The 15141-nt window shown below is 40.6% G+C and carries 15 protein-coding genes; 8 read left to right on the forward strand and 7 right to left on the reverse strand.

Features of this window, described 5'->3' with window-relative positions; translation table 11 throughout:
• Window positions 1–399: 399 nt before the first annotated feature.
• Entirely contained in the window at window positions 400–882 is a 483-nt protein-coding gene (locus tag KCG35_RS11750; RefSeq protein WP_215819894.1) for a YajQ family cyclic di-GMP-binding protein, read from the forward strand.
• Window positions 883–971: 89 nt separating this feature from the next.
• Here the strand turns inward: KCG35_RS11750 and KCG35_RS11755 are convergent, their stop codons facing one another.
• Window positions 972–2285: an AmpG family muropeptide MFS transporter gene (locus KCG35_RS11755; RefSeq protein ID WP_215819895.1), complete on the reverse strand. Its 1314-nt coding sequence runs from the start codon at window positions 2283–2285 to the stop codon at window positions 972–974.
• Window positions 2286–2399: 114 nt separating this feature from the next.
• Window positions 2400–2765 carry an MGMT family protein gene (locus tag KCG35_RS11760; RefSeq protein ID WP_304956751.1) on the reverse strand — a complete coding sequence of 122 codons (366 nt, stop codon included), beginning with the start codon at window positions 2763–2765 and terminating at the stop codon, window positions 2400–2402.
• Window positions 2766–2930: 165 nt separating this feature from the next.
• Between KCG35_RS11760 and KCG35_RS26340 the strand changes: the two genes are divergently transcribed.
• Window positions 2931–3890 carry a DUF481 domain-containing protein gene (locus tag KCG35_RS26340; protein ID WP_215819896.1) on the forward strand — a complete coding sequence of 320 codons (960 nt, stop codon included), beginning with the start codon at window positions 2931–2933 and terminating at the stop codon, window positions 3888–3890.
• A gap of 108 nt (window positions 3891–3998) precedes the next feature.
• Here KCG35_RS26340 and KCG35_RS11770 read toward each other — a convergent pair whose 3' ends face one another.
• Complete coding sequence (locus KCG35_RS11770; RefSeq protein WP_215819897.1) at window positions 3999–4760, reverse strand: SDR family oxidoreductase; 762 nt, start codon at window positions 4758–4760, stop codon at window positions 3999–4001.
• Window positions 4761–4900: 140 nt separating this feature from the next.
• Here KCG35_RS11770 and KCG35_RS11775 point away from each other — a divergent pair, with 140 nt between their 5' ends.
• The 6 genes from KCG35_RS11775 (at window position 4901) to KCG35_RS11800 (ending at window position 9175) form a co-directional block, all read left to right on the forward strand.
• Window positions 4901–5650, forward strand: a complete 750-nt coding sequence (locus KCG35_RS11775) for a HugZ family pyridoxamine 5'-phosphate oxidase (RefSeq protein WP_215819898.1) — start codon at window positions 4901–4903, stop codon at window positions 5648–5650.
• A gap of 124 nt (window positions 5651–5774) precedes the next feature.
• Window positions 5775–6251, forward strand: a complete 477-nt coding sequence (locus KCG35_RS11780; RefSeq protein WP_215819899.1) for an FxsA family protein — start codon at window positions 5775–5777, stop codon at window positions 6249–6251.
• 241 nt (window positions 6252–6492) lie between these two features.
• Window positions 6493–6786 carry a co-chaperone GroES gene (locus tag KCG35_RS11785; RefSeq protein WP_215819900.1) on the forward strand — a complete coding sequence of 98 codons (294 nt, stop codon included), beginning with the start codon at window positions 6493–6495 and terminating at the stop codon, window positions 6784–6786.
• An 82-nt stretch (window positions 6787–6868) separates the two neighbouring features.
• A complete protein-coding gene (groL, locus tag KCG35_RS11790; RefSeq protein WP_215819901.1) occupies window positions 6869–8506 on the forward strand; it encodes a chaperonin GroEL in 1638 nt (545 codons plus the stop codon).
• A gap of 223 nt (window positions 8507–8729) precedes the next feature.
• Window positions 8730–8933: a hypothetical protein gene (locus tag KCG35_RS11795; protein ID WP_215819902.1), complete on the forward strand. Its 204-nt coding sequence runs from the start codon at window positions 8730–8732 to the stop codon at window positions 8931–8933.
• 35 nt (window positions 8934–8968) lie between these two features.
• Window positions 8969–9175, forward strand: coding sequence for a hypothetical protein (locus KCG35_RS11800; RefSeq protein WP_215819903.1), 207 nt, complete (start codon window positions 8969–8971; stop codon window positions 9173–9175).
• A gap of 80 nt (window positions 9176–9255) precedes the next feature.
• Here the strand turns inward: KCG35_RS11800 and KCG35_RS11805 are convergent, their stop codons facing one another.
• The 4 genes from KCG35_RS11805 to KCG35_RS11820 all read right to left on the reverse strand — a co-directional run bounded on the left by KCG35_RS11805 (window position 9256) and on the right by KCG35_RS11820 (window position 15109).
• Window positions 9256–10884, reverse strand: coding sequence for a methyl-accepting chemotaxis protein (locus KCG35_RS11805; RefSeq protein ID WP_215819904.1), 1629 nt, complete (start codon window positions 10882–10884; stop codon window positions 9256–9258).
• A 593-nt stretch (window positions 10885–11477) separates the two neighbouring features.
• On the reverse strand, window positions 11478–12611 hold the full coding sequence (locus KCG35_RS11810; RefSeq protein WP_215819905.1) for a DUF1513 domain-containing protein: 1134 nt from the start codon (window positions 12609–12611) through the stop codon (window positions 11478–11480).
• 2 nt (window positions 12612–12613) lie between these two features.
• A complete protein-coding gene (locus tag KCG35_RS11815) occupies window positions 12614–13663 on the reverse strand; it encodes an imelysin family protein (RefSeq protein WP_215819906.1) in 1050 nt (349 codons plus the stop codon).
• A gap of 54 nt (window positions 13664–13717) precedes the next feature.
• Complete coding sequence (locus KCG35_RS11820; protein WP_309227364.1) at window positions 13718–15109, reverse strand: di-heme oxidoreductase family protein; 1392 nt, start codon at window positions 15107–15109, stop codon at window positions 13718–13720.
• Window positions 15110–15141 lie beyond the last annotated feature (32 nt).

Here is a 15141-nt window from a genome sequence, read left to right on the forward strand (position 1 = left end):
AAAATGCTTGAGTATTCGTTTTACAATAGCTTAAGAGGCAGCATAAACTGCTAAAATTCGACAGAAAAGCTGATTATTAAGATATAATAACAGGTCGTGATATCTGTCAAATTATTGTATTGGCTCTAAGTTTAGCCAATTTACTGCTAGTTGGTGGAGCTATTTTTGCTTTTATTTTGTTAGTGCTGTGTAAATACTAGATTTGTATTATGTGTGCATTATATGGTGGATAGCACTTTGTAAATGTTGTGCTGTCTGTTGCTTAATGGGTTCCTGTTGTGAATTGTTGAGCAAATTTATGGAATATCTTTGAGTCGTAGTAAAAGATTTTAGAACGACTGTTGGTTAATAGTTAGGTGTGTAGACCTTACTTTTATTTAGTGAATGGAGAAATAGTTAATGCCTTCGTTTGATATTGTATCTGAGGTAGATTTGCATGAACTTAACAATGCGGTAGATCAAGCTAATCGAGAGCTGGATAAACGGTATGACTTTAGAGGTGTTGAGGCATCATATAAGCTGCAGGATGAGACTGTATCCCTTACTGCTGATGCTGACTTTCAATTACAGCAAATGATTGACTTGCTACAAACCCGAATGGTTAAGCGTGGCATCGATATCAAGTGTCTTGAGGTTAAAGATCACTATGGTTCTGGCAAGCAAGTGAAGCAAGATATCACTGTAAAGCAGGGCCTTGATAAAGATACATGTAAGAAAATTGTTAAGCTGGTAAAAGATGCAAAGTTGAAGGTTCAAGCATCAATTCAAGGAGATAAAGTACGAGTGACAGGGAAAAAGCGGGATGATTTGCAAGAAGCGATTGCTCTTCTGAAGGACGCTGATTTAGACCTGCCACTTCAGTACAATAACTTTAGGGACTAATAGCTGAATACCCATAACGAAGGGTAGTTAAGGGACACAGTGTTGTTGTCCCTTGGTATGATAACTGTTGATATCTTGTGGTGTTTAGTTTAAGTCGATTGTGATGCACTGACTGGTTTGGCCGCTAATGTATTCTCATCATCGGGTTGAGTTGGAGGCTTTGGGGCTGAATGAGTGGCTCCATTCCACGGCGCAATGTAAAAGAGTAGTAGCATGCCTGGAATAGCCAATACTGTGCAAAAGATAAAAAAGTGTGTCCAACCTAACCACTCGGCAAAATAACCACTAAAGGTATTGAGTGTTGTACGCGGTAAAGCAGCTAATGCGGTAAATAAGGCAAACTGAGTGGCTGCATGCGCTTTACTGGTTGTTTTTGCAATAAAGGCAACAGATGCTGCAGTGCCAAGACCAACACCTAGATACTCAAAACTGATTACAAGGGCAAGCAGCCATAAGTTTTTTTCAACCTCCGCTAACCATGCAAAACCAAAAATAGAGATTATTTGCACAAATCCGAAAAGCCAAAGTGATCGGTTGATACCGATGCGGATCATAATTAACCCACCCAGTAATCCTCCAAAAATCATTGGCCAAAGACCTGCGTGCTTTGCTATCAATCCAATTTCTGTAAGACTGTAGCCTTTGTCTAAGTAAAAAACAGTTGATAGTGCTGTTGCTAAATTATCTCCCAGTTTATAGAGCACCATAAAACTTAAAACAGCTAAAGCATAACGGAGTCCGTGGCGAGTAAAAAACTCATGAAATGGTTCAACGACGGCAGAGTGGAACGTTGGGCGAGGAGGAAGCTGGTGTTTGGGTTCAGCAATACTCAACGTGAGGCCAATACCTATCAGAAGAAATAAGGCAATGATTAAAAATACTGTTGACCAAGGGAGTGTATCTGCAAGAATCAGTGCTAAAGACCCAGGAATCAAACCAGAGAGGCGGTAGGTATTAATATGTAATGAGTTACCCAGGCCAAGCTCCTCATCAGGTAATATTTCCCGTCTATAAGCATCAATCACAATATCCTGGCTGGCACTAAAGAAGGCAATAGCCGTTGAAATTATAGCTACCCATATTAGGTCTGTTGGATCAACTAATGCGTAGCCGCAAACACATAGTAATAAGGCTATTTGAGAAATTAACATCCAACCACGACGTAAACCCAGCCATGGTAATTTGACTGAGTCCATGATGGGGGACCAGATAAACTTCCAAGCATAAGGGATTTGTACAAGCGTTAATAAGCCAATTTCTTTGAGGCCTATACCCTCCGTACGAAGCCATGCAGGTAGCATGGAAATTAAAATATATAAGGGTAAGCCAGAAACTAAACCTGTAAATAGACAGATTAACATTCGGCGGTTAAGAATCGCTTGAAAAAAAGGCGTCATTTTCATTTATTAACCAAAACAACTTATGTATTGTGTTAATAATAATTTTAATACTGTTAATGGTCTTTAAAATTGTTATTAACACGATTTAAAAAAATATACAGCAATTGCCAAGCTGGCTTAAGCAGACTCTTCTGCGTGCCATTGGTAGCTGGACAATGGAATCTTATCTGCAATAAACTTAATCCCTTCCGCTAATAATAATTGTTTCTGTTTGTTATATTGTGGACTGCTTTGGGGAAATGAAATTCTCCCTTTGCTATTAATAACCCGGTGCCAAGGCAATCCAGAATGAGGGGGCAGTTGACTGAGTACACTACCCACCATACGGGAATGATTTTTTAGCCCTGCCATTCGGGCGACTTGGCCATATGTAGCCACTTTGCCCGTAGGAATCATACTGACCACTTGCCATATGCGCGCGTGTTTAGATACTTCCATACGTTGCTCTAATCGACATTTATTCACATTCACCTTGAACATCATAGATGATTCTTTACTCAGACTCTATGACAGACAAGGCTGGCACTAAAAAGTGTCACAGTAGTAATCAGTTGTAATCCTTAACTTAAGTGTAATAGTGTTAGTAAACGAATGCATTTCTTAATTAAAAGCACTCTGGTGTCGTGTTTACTGGGAATGTCTTGCTTTGTGTTTGCAGACCGTCTTGAACTCAGTAATGGCGACCAAATTTCTGGAAAAATAAAATACCTTGATCAAGAAGTATTGGTGATTAGAACCCCTTATGCGACTATTCAGCTTAACTGGTCCAAAGTAAAAAAAATTGAAACTAAAAAGCCTGTCACGATTCTTACGCAAAGTGGTGAAACCATTCATGGAAAGCTACTTGCTGATGGAAAAAATCACACGTTACAGCAAGAAAATGGACAGCTTATTGAGTTTGCTGAGCTGCAGGGTATTGATCAAATGTACCCTCAGGAGAAAAATTCCAAGCCTCTGAAGTTTTCTGGTAAAGCGCGAGCATTTGCAGAACTTAAGGATGGTAACACTGAGTCAAAAGAGCTGAAGCTTGACCTTGATATGAGCCTGGTTCACGGTATGAACCGGCATCGTTTTGAGTTTGAGTCTGAGCGTGCGGAAAAAAATGAGCGGTTAACAGAAGACAAGTTGGAAGCTAACTACAATTATGACCGCTTTTTGGATGAGCACTGGTTTGCTAACACCTACGTGTCTTACGAAGAAGATGGTTTGAAAAACCTCAATGAACGTACAACGCTAGGGTTTGGTTTAGGTTATCAGTTTTTCAATACTCCTTTACATCGATTTTCAGTTGAGGGCGGTTTGGCTCGTGTGTGGTCTCGTTATCGTGATGCGGGTGATAGCCATGTGGATGTATTTCGTTGGGCAACGGATTATGAGAAAGCAACCGTATTTCTTGATAAGTTATCCTTTTTCCACAAGCATGAGCTACTTATTCCTCGCACAGAAGGTAATAAGTTGCTATTTGAGAGTGAAACAGGCTTAGAGTACAAATTACCCTACAATATATCTGCTGTTCTTCAATATGAATTAGACTATGATAATGAACCTGATGACGGAAAACACAAGCGAGATTCTGCTGTTTCTGTCGGTCTAGGTTATTCGTGGTAATACTTATTGCCGACACCTGCCTTCTACACAAATGAAGGTGTGTCGGCAGGTGTAGCTTGCTTACTTTCTAAATACCTAACGTTTTATATCTAATCACCATTATGTGGGTCATAGTCGCATGGCCCCATCGACTTCAAGAACACGTCCTGAGAAGTAATCATTTGTGAAAATAAACTCGGCTGCCTGAGCGATATCCTGAGGGGTACCCATACGCTGAAGTGGAATCGCAGCCGTCATACGTTCCAAAGCCTCTGGCTTCATGCTTGCGGTCATATCAGTAGCGATAAAGCCTGGTGCTATAGCGCCGCAACGGATGCTATATCGAGCAAGCTCTTTGGCCCAGGTGGTTGTCAGTGCAATTACCCCTGCTTTTGCTGCGGCATAATTTGTTTGGCCAATGTTACCAGAGCGGGCAATGCTGGAAATGTTGATGATGACACCTGATGTTTGATGTTCAATCATGTGGGCTGCTACTTCCCTTCCGCATAAAAATACACCTGTTAAGTTGACATCAATAACAGATTGCCACTGTTCTAGGCTGAGCTTTTTGACGATTTCACCATTTTTGACCTTTACCAACATGCCATCCCGGAGAATACCTGCATTATTGATAAGACCATCAATAGTGCCATGTTGATGTATAATATTTTTAACAGCTTCTACAACATCGGCTTCCTTGGCGACATTAGCGGTATGAGTAGTCACCTTGATGCCTTTATCTTCACACTCATTGGCCGTTTGTGTTAGTAAGTCAGCATTTAAATCAACTAAGGCTATGTTCGCGCCCTGATTGGCTAAATGTAGAGCCATGGTTTTTCCTAAACCTTGGGCGCTACCAGTGATCATAATGGTGTGGTTTTTAAGTTCCATGGTATTACTCCCTTAATCTGATTGTTCTTATGGGGGCTTCCTTCGTTTTCGATAAATGAATTTCGTAAACAAGTTGTCATACTACGCAGGTTTTATGATGCCATCTACCCTTGTTGATAAGTGAAAGGGAGAGGAGCAGAATGACATCAAGTGATTTAGAGCCGCTCAGAAAAGCAGAAGATGCTGCTTGCTATATGCTGTTAGGCTTCTTCCAAGGTGTATTATCAACGCAGTTAGCATCAGGCTATCCATTGGGATCTGTTGTCCCCTATTGCCTTGATGAACAAGGTAGTCCGCTATTTTTGCTCAGTGATCTTGCCCAACATACTAAGAATATCAAGGCTAATCCAAAGGTTTCATTAACCCTTTACAGTCAAGGCCGTGGCGATATACAGCAACAGCCGCGCTTAAGTATTTATGGGCAAGTAAAGGCCATCTCCTTGGCTGATAAAAATGTAGAACGCTATTATCGACATTTCCCAAATGCTCACTACTATTGCAGTGAGTTAGACTTCAACTTCTACCAGTTAGAGGTGCTTAAGGGGTATTATGTGGGTGGATTTGGTAAGGTCTACTGGTTAGGGGCTGAGATGTTTCAAAAGTCGTCGAAACTTTTTTCAGAACCTGAAGAATTTGCCTTACTGATAAAAATGAATGATTCCTTTAGCCACTTAATAGCTAAATTGGTTATATCTAAACTACTTGCATCTAAATTAATAGTCACAACGCCTGATACGGAAAATGAGCGTGTGATGCTAGTAGGTATTGATACCTTAGGGTTTACCATCCGATGGTTAGATGAGCTGCATCGCGTTTCCTTTCCAACTTCTGCTAACTTGCCTAGGGATGCCCAGCAGTTAATCACAACAATGATTAACGAATATTGCTAGATTTTAAGCTTTACCCCTTGAATTTGGGCAAAGCGTCGTCATTTAACAAAACAGCACCCTATGCATTATGCCAATGCCATGGTTAATTGCTGTACACGTTAACAGTTAGTAAATGAGAGGGGTCATGCGCATTTTATTGCTTTTATTCATTGTGGTACCCGTTATTGAAATGCTGGTGCTAATCAAAGTAGGTTCCTGGATAGGGGCATTGCCAACAGTAGGACTCGTGCTGTTAACTGCGGTTATTGGCCTGAATCTCTTACGTCAGCAAGGCTTTAGCACATTAATGCGTGCCCGCTCAAAACTGCAGGCAGGGGCGTTACCTGCTCAAGAAATGCTTGAGGGCATTGTCCTTGCGGTAGGAGGAGCCTTGTTATTAACACCTGGTTTTGTGACTGATGCATTTGGTTTTTGCTGTCTGCTTCCTCTTACTCGGCGTGCGATGATTGCTGCACTACTTAGGTCTGGTAAGTTTATGGCATATACATCAACTTCGCATACCTCGCAGAGCTATTATCAGCAATCAGCTAAGCGTCCTCTAAATGGGGATGTGATTGATGGTGAGTTTCGTCGAGAAGATTCTAGTGAAGAAAAAAAATAAATTTTTTGGTGGGAACCATTGAAATTAATTTTTGTGATCCCCATTAATGGACACACGAATTTTAGAACTCAAGCAATGCTTACGAATTAAGCACTTTAACAAAAGGCTTTAAGCTTGTTTTGAGTGAGTAACAGGCGCCCTGCAGAGGGATGGTGAATAGCTAGCTAATTGAATAGCGTTCACGCTTGGATAACCTTGTTGAGCGTAACTCAGCGAATAGGTAAAAACTGGAGAGATATTGATGAAAATCCGTCCGTTACACGAAAGAGTTGTTGTTCGTCGCCAAGAAGAAGAAAAGACAACTGCTGGCGGTATCGTGCTGCCTGGTAGTGCAGCAGAAAAGCCAAACCAAGGTGAGATTGTTGCTGTTGGTTCTGGTCGGATATTGGATAACGGCGAAGTACGTCCTTTGAGCGTAAAAGTAGGCGATAAAGTAGTTTTTGGAAAATACGCTGATAGCAACACCATTAAAGTTGATGGCGAAGAACTCATCATCATGAGTGAAAACGACATCTATGGTGTATTGGAAGGCTAAGTACAGTACTACACCATTCGCAGTTTTATTAAACGCTTATATTAATGGTTAATCGCATTTAACGTTCTAAGGAATTCTAGATATGGCAAAAGAAGTTTTGTTTAGCGATAACGCCCGTACACGTATGATCAAGGGTGTAAACGTTCTGGCTGACGCAGTTAAAGCTACGTTGGGTCCAAAAGGTCGTAACGTTGTATTGGAAAAGTCTTTTGGTGCACCAACCATCACTAAAGATGGTGTTTCTGTAGCAAAAGAAATCGAACTAAAAGATAGGTTCGAAAACATGGGCGCACAAATGGTTAAAGAAGTTGCGTCTCAAGCAAATGACAAAGCAGGTGACGGTACCACTACTGCAACTGTATTGGCTCAGTCAATTGTTATCGAAGGTTTGAAGTCTGTTGCTGCTGGTATGAACCCAATGGATCTGAAACGCGGCATTGACAAAGCAGTACTTGAAGTTGTTGACAACCTGCAAGGCATGGCCATTCCTTGTGAAGACTCCAAGTCTATTGCTCAAGTAGGTACTATTTCTGCAAACGCTGACGCTCATGTTGGTGAAATCATTGCTAAAGCAATGGAAAAAGTAGGTAAAGAAGGCGTTATCACTGTAGAAGAAGGTAGCGGCTTTGAGAATGAGCTGGAAGTAGTTGAAGGTATGCAATTTGACCGTGGCTACCTGTCACCTTACTTCATCAACAACCAAGAAAATATGAGCGCTGAGCTTGAAAATCCATACATCCTATTGGTTGACAAGAAAATTGCTAACATTCGCGAATTGTTGCCAGTATTGGAAGCAGTAGCTAAATCAAGCAAGCCTCTGTTGATTATCGCTGAAGATGTTGAAGGTGAAGCATTAGCTACTTTGGTTGTTAACAACATGCGCGGTATTGTTAAAGTCTGCGCGGTTAAAGCTCCTGGCTTCGGTGACCGTCGTAAAGCTATGTTGCAAGACATCGCTATCCTGACGGGTGGTACTGTGATTTCTGAAGAAGTAGGTCTTTCTTTGGAAAAAGCAACATTGGACGAGCTGGGCCAAGCTAAGCGTATCCAAATTACTAAAGAAGATACAACTGTTGTAGATGGTGCAGGTTCTGCTGCAGATATTAAAGCACGTGTAGAGCAAGTTCGTGCAGAAATCGAGCAGTCTACTTCTGACTACGATAAAGAAAAACTTCAAGAGCGTGTTGCTAAACTGGCTGGTGGTGTTGCTGTAATTAAAGTCGGTGCTGGCTCTGAAGTAGAAATGAAAGAGAAGAAAGCACGTGTAGAAGACGCGCTGCATGCAACTCGTGCTGCGGTAGAAGAAGGTGTTGTACCTGGTGGTGGTGTTGCCCTTATTCGTGCACTGCAAAAAGTGACTGTTCAAGGTGATAACGAAGACCAAAACGCAGGTATATCTTTGGCTCTGCGTGCACTTGAAGCACCTCTGCGTCAAATCGCTGCTAACGCAGGTGATGAAGCATCTGTTGTTGTTGAAAACATCAAGAAAGGTGACGGTAACTACGGTTACAATGCTGCAACGGGTGAGTACGGTGACATGATCGAGCTGGGTATCCTGGACCCTGCTAAAGTAACTCGTTCTGCATTGCAAGCTGCTGCATCTGTTGCTGGTCTGATGATTACTACAGAAGCAATGATTGCTGAAATCCCTGAAGAGAAGCCAGCTGCTCCTGATATGGGCGGTATGGGCGGAATGGGTGGCATGGGCGGCATGATGTAATTGCCTGCTTAATTAGCACCTATAAAAAACCCTCGCGCAATGCGAGGGTTTTTTTTATGCCTAAAGATAAATCTGTTTATGTCTTCAGGTGACTACACTTAGAGCTTGTAGTTTTTCAGAGGGTAGTACCTAATAAGATGATGATGGTAAGACTTGTTATTGACAATAAATCCTATAAAGCAATCATGAATGGTTTAATTAAATTATTGGGAAAATAGTTATCATGAATACCGCTACTATTCTTTGGGGGCTATTATTTGGGTCTATTGGACTAGGCTATTTTATATATGGTAAAAAACAGTCAAATATTGTTATCCGTTTAGCGGGTATAGCATTGATGATTTATCCATATTTTGTTGATAATACAATTGCTTTAATTTTGATCGGCGCTGGCTTAATGTTGTTGCCAAGGTTTATTCAGTTGTAGTTAGGATATTGTTTTACGGTATTTGCTTTTGTTAGTTGAATCCACGTCTTAAAGCGTGGGTATTAGCAATTGCATTGTTTTCCATTTTTGTATTATTACTCGCATTTGATGCTGAATTGAAAGATAATTTGAATGTATCATTTGATATGCAAGTAGATCATATTGGGCATGCTTTAGGCGCTGTAGGAGCGATTATTTACTGTCGAGTGAGACCAAGAACGTTAACCAAGGTAAACCTTTGAAAGCTATAATATTGAATTGATTTTCGTATGTACGAACCTACAAATAGAGGTTGTACGTTTCTATTGTCTAGAATTAGATTCTATTTAGCTAACTGTATCACTAAGTCTTCGAGTTTCTTGGCTAGGTCTTCTAAACTATGACTGTTTTCTGCGGTTTTATCTGCATTTTTACTGTTAGTTGAGGCAATGTCAGTAATATCATGGAGGTTCTGGCTGATATCTTCAGCAACAGAGGTTTGTTCTTCAGCGGCTGTTGCTATTTGATGGGTCATATCGCGAATTTCTTCTACTGCATGGGTGATAGATTGTAGTGACTCACCTGCTTTTGTAACTTTGTCTACGCCTTCTGCGGTTTGATTACGACCACGCTCTATGGCGGAGACGGCATCATGAGCACCATTTTGAACATTGGCAATAATGTCTTGTATTTCAGCAGTAGATTGCTGGGTACGTTGGGCAAGCGTACGAACTTCATCAGCAACAACGGCAAATCCGCGTCCCTGGTCCCCAGCTCGAGCTGCTTCAATAGCGGCATTAAGTGCAAGCAAGTTAGTTTGTTCTGCAATACCACGAATAACGTCCAGTACTGTGCCTATACTTTTTGATTCTTCTTCCAGGTGCTGAATAACATCTGATGTATTACTGACTTCTTTTGACATACTATTTATGGTGTCAATCGTGTTATTCATTATGCTCATAGTGTTTTGTGCAGAGTTATCTGCATTCGTTGCCGCTTCAGCGGCATTCGCGGCATGTTGGGCGACTTCGTGTGCTGTTGCACTCATCTGATTCATAGCAGTAGCAACTTGGTCGGTACGTAAATGCTGCTCATTAATTCCTCGAGAAATATCCTGAGAAATATGACTTAGTGAGCGAGATGATTGCTGTAAACTTTGTAAAACAGTCTTTAAACTATCTGTGGTATTTTTTAATGAAGATTGGAGTTTGGCGACTGAAGTAGAAACAAGGCCAAGCTCATCACTACGCGGTTTCAGTTCACTGTTAAACTCAAGGTGTCCCGATTCTAACGCAAAAATGTGGCTAGATAAGGCTCGAAGAGGCTTAATTAAAAGTGTTTTTAACCAAAGGAACGCAACACTTAGGCTAATAATTAATACAATAACTGTTGTAATAAATAAACTGTTAGATAATGTTGAACTGCTTGAAGCAAGTAAAGCACTTTTAGATTTCGAATGATCACTTAATTTTTTTTGAAGCTCTTCTAGCTGTGTTGAAGGCTTTCTATCGATTCCTCTCACTTGCTTATCTGCCGCTTTATAATCATTATCTCCTTGGGTAAATGTATTATAAGCTTGCTGGTACTGGCTGAATAGTTGTTGATGTGTTTGGATAAAAGACTCAAGTTCATTAGCTGTTGATTCTTCGGTGATATGTGGTAATAACTCTTTAGCTATTTGTTGAATATCTCGTTGCTGCTTTTCAAATGTTCCCCAATACTTTTGTCTATCATTACTATCATATCCACGTAGAAGGACGTTTTTCCATTCTTGAACTTGTCGCTTAAATAACAAGTTTAAATGATCGACTTGTTGACTATGGTAGAAATCTTCATTAATTAGGGTATTGTAGTCGGTTAGTGCATTGTTGGTCTGCCAAAGGCTGAATGCGTTTAATGCTAGAAGTATAGTGCCTACTAAAAAAGGTATAAGATAAATCTTTGCTAGTAGACTTTTATTGAGCCACCCCATGAATTACCTCAATTAATCATACAAGGACCAACACACAACGATACTAAGAGTGTAGCAGTGATGTATCGAGTGGGCTAAATAAACTGCAAACAATTAACTGTCGTTAGTCATCTCAGGGGAGATATAATTCAAGTGAGGTTACTTTACTTCCTTCTCCAATATTTTTAGTGCCCATTATCGTTTTTGCTTTGAGTCTATAATCTAACAATCAAATTAACGGACTCAATAAAAACTATAAAAACTATAAAACCTATAGCTGAATTATTTAGACTTTTTGAATATAATGACTGTTATCTTTTTGAATAGCTTAGATTTTTTAGTGGTTTTACTGCTTAGGACGTATTGGTGTCATAGCCATTAAGGATTATTTGCTCCATACCCATCACAAGGCCATCCTTGGCCTGCAATGGGTGCCGCTATCCACAATGGCTCCATCAACATTGTGCAAACTTCACAGACCCGCCGGCAAGCAATTATATTGTTGGTACTGAATTGTTGTGGAGTGGGTAGATCGACGGTTTGATTTGCATAGAACCATCTGCCGCACTTAGTATGGGAGGTAAATATTCAACGTAACACTTTCCGAGGTTAAACTAAACACTGGTCGTATTGAGGTGATTATCCCAGGCAATTTTATTGTATTTTGTAGTGTGTACTTTTTTGATGCCCGTTTTGCAATCAAAAAGATGTACTTCTCCTGTTCCTGTTGTTATGGCACAGAGATGATCATTTAGCGCAACAGCACCTGCAGCATCCGTTAAGGGTAATGTTTTTCTTAATTGTTTAGTTTTTAAATCCCAAAACGTAACTTTATTAGCTCGAGGTGCTGTGACAACGGCTGTATTGCTTTGCGTCATGACACAGACACTGGCTATATACTGATTGAGTTGAAGCCAACCGATTTCATCAGTGTGCATAGGTTGTAATTCACTATTGCCTTGCTGATAAAGCACCAGGGGAACAATATCATTTTGATCACCCTGATACTGTAAGCCGACAATAATTAATCCATCATCACCAACATCCAGGTGTCGAATGCTTAATTGCTTAGGATTAAACGACCATTGTTGTTGTATATCACCACTGGATAAATCAATAAGGCTTAAGTTCGGCTCCATGGCATCAATATTTAGCTTGCGTCGGTCGTAGTCAGGATGAGTTTTTATACCCCCATTGGCGACGATTAACTGATTGCGCTGTGGATGTAGGTGTAGTTCATGAGGTCCCATTCCACCACTAATAAGAGTATCAACACGTTTGAAATTATGCGTTTGATATACACCTATTTGACCTCGGCTGGTTGGCCAGTGTTGTTCCGTGGTAAAAAAATATTCACCATCATGACTGAATACACCATGACCGTAAAAGTGGTGTTTTGGCAGGGCTGTTATTTGTTTAAGTAACTGGTGGCTTTGATAATCAAATACGTAAAGTCGTTGACCAGGGCGGCGGTCAACACAGACCGCTACAGGTTTTTGGGGGTGTGGTGTAATACTGTGCGCACGGTGGGGGAGGGGCAACGAAAAAATCTGTTGCTGCCACGGCGAAAAAATACAAATATGATATTTACCTTTATTGTCTTTTGCTGCGCTGAGGAGCTGTGGAGTTTTGGTTGCTTTTTTGAGTAGCAATTCAGAAGCATAAAGCGTTGGTGTGCAAAATGCTGTTAAACCTAAAAGACTTTTCTGTAAAAAAGCACGGCGTTTTACTGAGCGTGTAAATGACATAATCAATCCCCATCATTTGCATTAAAGCCAATTGACACGTCAAGTGTTTTAGGTAAGTACACCGTTATTTGTTTTTTTAACTGCCGAAACTGCTGTGTTGTCTTTTGTAATAGCTCTTTTGCTGAATTTTTTTCATGTTGTTTAATTGTTTGTAGCATGGAAAATAACGAAGCTGGTAGCTGTTTAAATTGAGTAATATTTTGTTGAAAAGAGGTGCTAATGGATTTTGCAAAGGCTTTTTTTGCTTTTGTATCTTGTAAATAAGGCTCAATAAGTTGCTGATACCATGTGTCGGCAGCGACTAAGCTTTGCTGGATATTTACAGTTGAGTGCTGACTACGCCAGGATTCAGCGAAGTAAGGATTTTGTTTTAATACCGCTAAAGACCATTTTTTGTAGGTTTTTTCTAGGTAGGATGCTAATGCATTACTCACCAAGGTTAGATAATCGTGCTGATTTTTAACATCTAATGGCTGTGTATTCCAGTGCTTTTGAAGATAATGGCTATTTTGGACAAGAACCGAGGAGATTGCCACGAGTAGCTGACAACGTTGCTTATTGTTAACAATAGAAGACGTCTTTGAATCAAAAAGTAAATATTCTGCTGCTGAAAGTCCTTGTACGATAACACTTGCATTGGTCAATTGTTGGTCTGTGATTGTGTCAGAATGTTGTTGTAAAAACTGCTCAACTTTGCGTTTAACTAAATTCTTTTTATCTGGCCAAAATTGAAAGCGCCAAGCAATATTCTCATCAACGACCAGGCCAAAGTTAATCAAGTCAGCTTTAACCCAGGCATTCATTGCATTACGCCAAGCTTGTTGGGTAGCGGTTAAATTTGCAGGTTGCTGATTAGGGGATGTTGTTTTACAAAGTTGCTGGCTGGATTGATGGAGTCTTTCAACCTGAGTTGTTAAGTTGGTATACGTTGTATCAACATGCTTAATTAAATTATCTAAACTGGCAAAAACTGGGGAGGTAACTAAGATACAACAAACTAAAAGACATCTTTTATATAGATGACGAAAATGGTTGATTGGTGTTTTTTTCATAGCATGAAACTCGTGGTGAAATACCATTTTGAATAGTGGTTTTGAGTGTGTGGGTTACAGTGAATTTAGAAAAGCCAATAGTGCAGCACGCTCTTTTTTATCCATTTTTAACACATGCTGTTTCGACTGTTCAGCTTCGCCACTATGCCAAAGAATCGCTTCCATCAGGTTTCTGGCTCGTCCATCATGTAAAAAATAGGTGTGATTATTAACCGTTTTTGTAAGCCCTATACCCCAAAGAGGAGGGGTTCGCCACTCTTTTCCTGAAGCTTTGAATTCAGGGCGGTGATCTGCAAGCCCTTCGCCCATATCATGCAAAAGCAAGTCAGTGTAGGGCAAAATAATTTGTTCTGATAGTGCTTTTCTTTCAGGGCGGTGTGCTGTTTTTAATTGAGGAATATGGCAACTATTACAGCCACTGGTATTGAATAGAGTCTGTCCTTTTTTGACTAAAGGATCATCAATGTTCCTTCGAGCAGGCACTGCCAAATGCTGGGTATAAAACTCAACAAAGTTAAGTATTTTTTCACTAACCTCAGGTGTTCCTCCAGATGGAGCCTTTTTACATGCTTTTTGCTGTTCAGTACAGTCATCATGAGGAAACATAAGAGAGGTAACGCCTAAATCTCCATTAAAAGCAGCTGCATTTTGCTGCATTAAGGAAGGTTGTCCTGCTTTCCAGCCAAAGCGTCCTAATTGTATTTTTTGTAAGCGGTGATCCCATACGTAATTAGCTCGTCCGGAAATGCCATCCTGATCTTTGTCGTCTGGGTCAGCATGGGCAAGAATAGTTTGCTCATCAATACTTTCCAGTAAGCCTAAACCAATCATAGGCGGAGCAATGCGAGCTGACATCATCGTTTCAGGGTGAAGTTTGCCATAACCAAGCTCTGTTATAGTCAGTGTTGGCTTACGCAAACTAACGTGATAACCATCTTCGAATGATACGACCTGTTCCGTATAGGTAATATTGATTTTGCCTTCGTTGGGGATGAGAGCATTAGCAAAGTCTTGTAGCTGTCCACCATACGTTGGTTCAGGTATAACGCCTTGCTTTTTTAGTTTTGCTTCTTGCTGTTCTGTGACTGCTGGAATACTTAGTCGGACGAGCATAGAAACAGCATTATGGTCATTCGGTTCTGGAGGATGACCTCGACCATCTTTAATATGGCAATTCTGGCAACCATTTGTATTAAATAGAGGCCCCAGTCCATCACGAGCAGTGGTTGATGATGGTGCTTGCACCCAAGGGTTACGAAAAAAACTGTTGCCCACACTAAAATCGAGTTTTTGGGTAATGGGTAAGTTGGCTGCAGGAAGAGAGTAAGCGTTATGTGTTGTATTTTTTACTGTGGTCTCTCCGCCGGAGGGCTCGTCACTGGTTAATGGCGCAGCGTTGAGGATAAAAGATGGAATCAGTAGGCTAAGGACTATAACAGGTTTCACGATGACTTAACTGCATTGATGTTTTAATAACT

Source organism: Zooshikella harenae (assembly GCF_018837975.1).
GTDB classification, from domain to species: Bacteria; Pseudomonadota; Gammaproteobacteria; order Pseudomonadales; family Zooshikellaceae; genus Zooshikella; species Zooshikella harenae.

Coding starts and splice junctions, on each gene's coding strand:
- KCG35_RS11750 (WP_215819894.1), top strand. CDS start 400: ATGCCTTCGTTTGATATTGTATCTGAGGTAGATTTGCATGAACTTAAC.
- KCG35_RS11755 (WP_215819895.1), bottom strand. CDS start 2,285: ATGAAAATGACGCCTTTTTTTCAAGCGATTCTTAACCGCCGAATGTTA.
- KCG35_RS11760 (WP_304956751.1), bottom strand. CDS start 2,765: ATGATGTTCAAGGTGAATGTGAATAAATGTCGATTAGAGCAACGTATG.
- KCG35_RS11770 (WP_215819897.1), bottom strand. CDS start 4,760: ATGGAACTTAAAAACCACACCATTATGATCACTGGTAGCGCCCAAGGT.
- KCG35_RS11775 (WP_215819898.1), top strand. CDS start 4,901: ATGACATCAAGTGATTTAGAGCCGCTCAGAAAAGCAGAAGATGCTGCT.
- KCG35_RS11780 (WP_215819899.1), top strand. CDS start 5,775: ATGCGCATTTTATTGCTTTTATTCATTGTGGTACCCGTTATTGAAATG.
- KCG35_RS11785 (WP_215819900.1), top strand. CDS start 6,493: ATGAAAATCCGTCCGTTACACGAAAGAGTTGTTGTTCGTCGCCAAGAA.
- groL (WP_215819901.1), top strand. CDS start 6,869: ATGGCAAAAGAAGTTTTGTTTAGCGATAACGCCCGTACACGTATGATC.
- KCG35_RS11795 (WP_215819902.1), top strand. CDS start 8,730: ATGAATACCGCTACTATTCTTTGGGGGCTATTATTTGGGTCTATTGGA.
- KCG35_RS11805 (WP_215819904.1), bottom strand. CDS start 10,884: ATGGGGTGGCTCAATAAAAGTCTACTAGCAAAGATTTATCTTATACCT.
- KCG35_RS11810 (WP_215819905.1), bottom strand. CDS start 12,611: ATGTCATTTACACGCTCAGTAAAACGCCGTGCTTTTTTACAGAAAAGT.
- KCG35_RS11815 (WP_215819906.1), bottom strand. CDS start 13,663: ATGAAAAAAACACCAATCAACCATTTTCGTCATCTATATAAAAGATGT.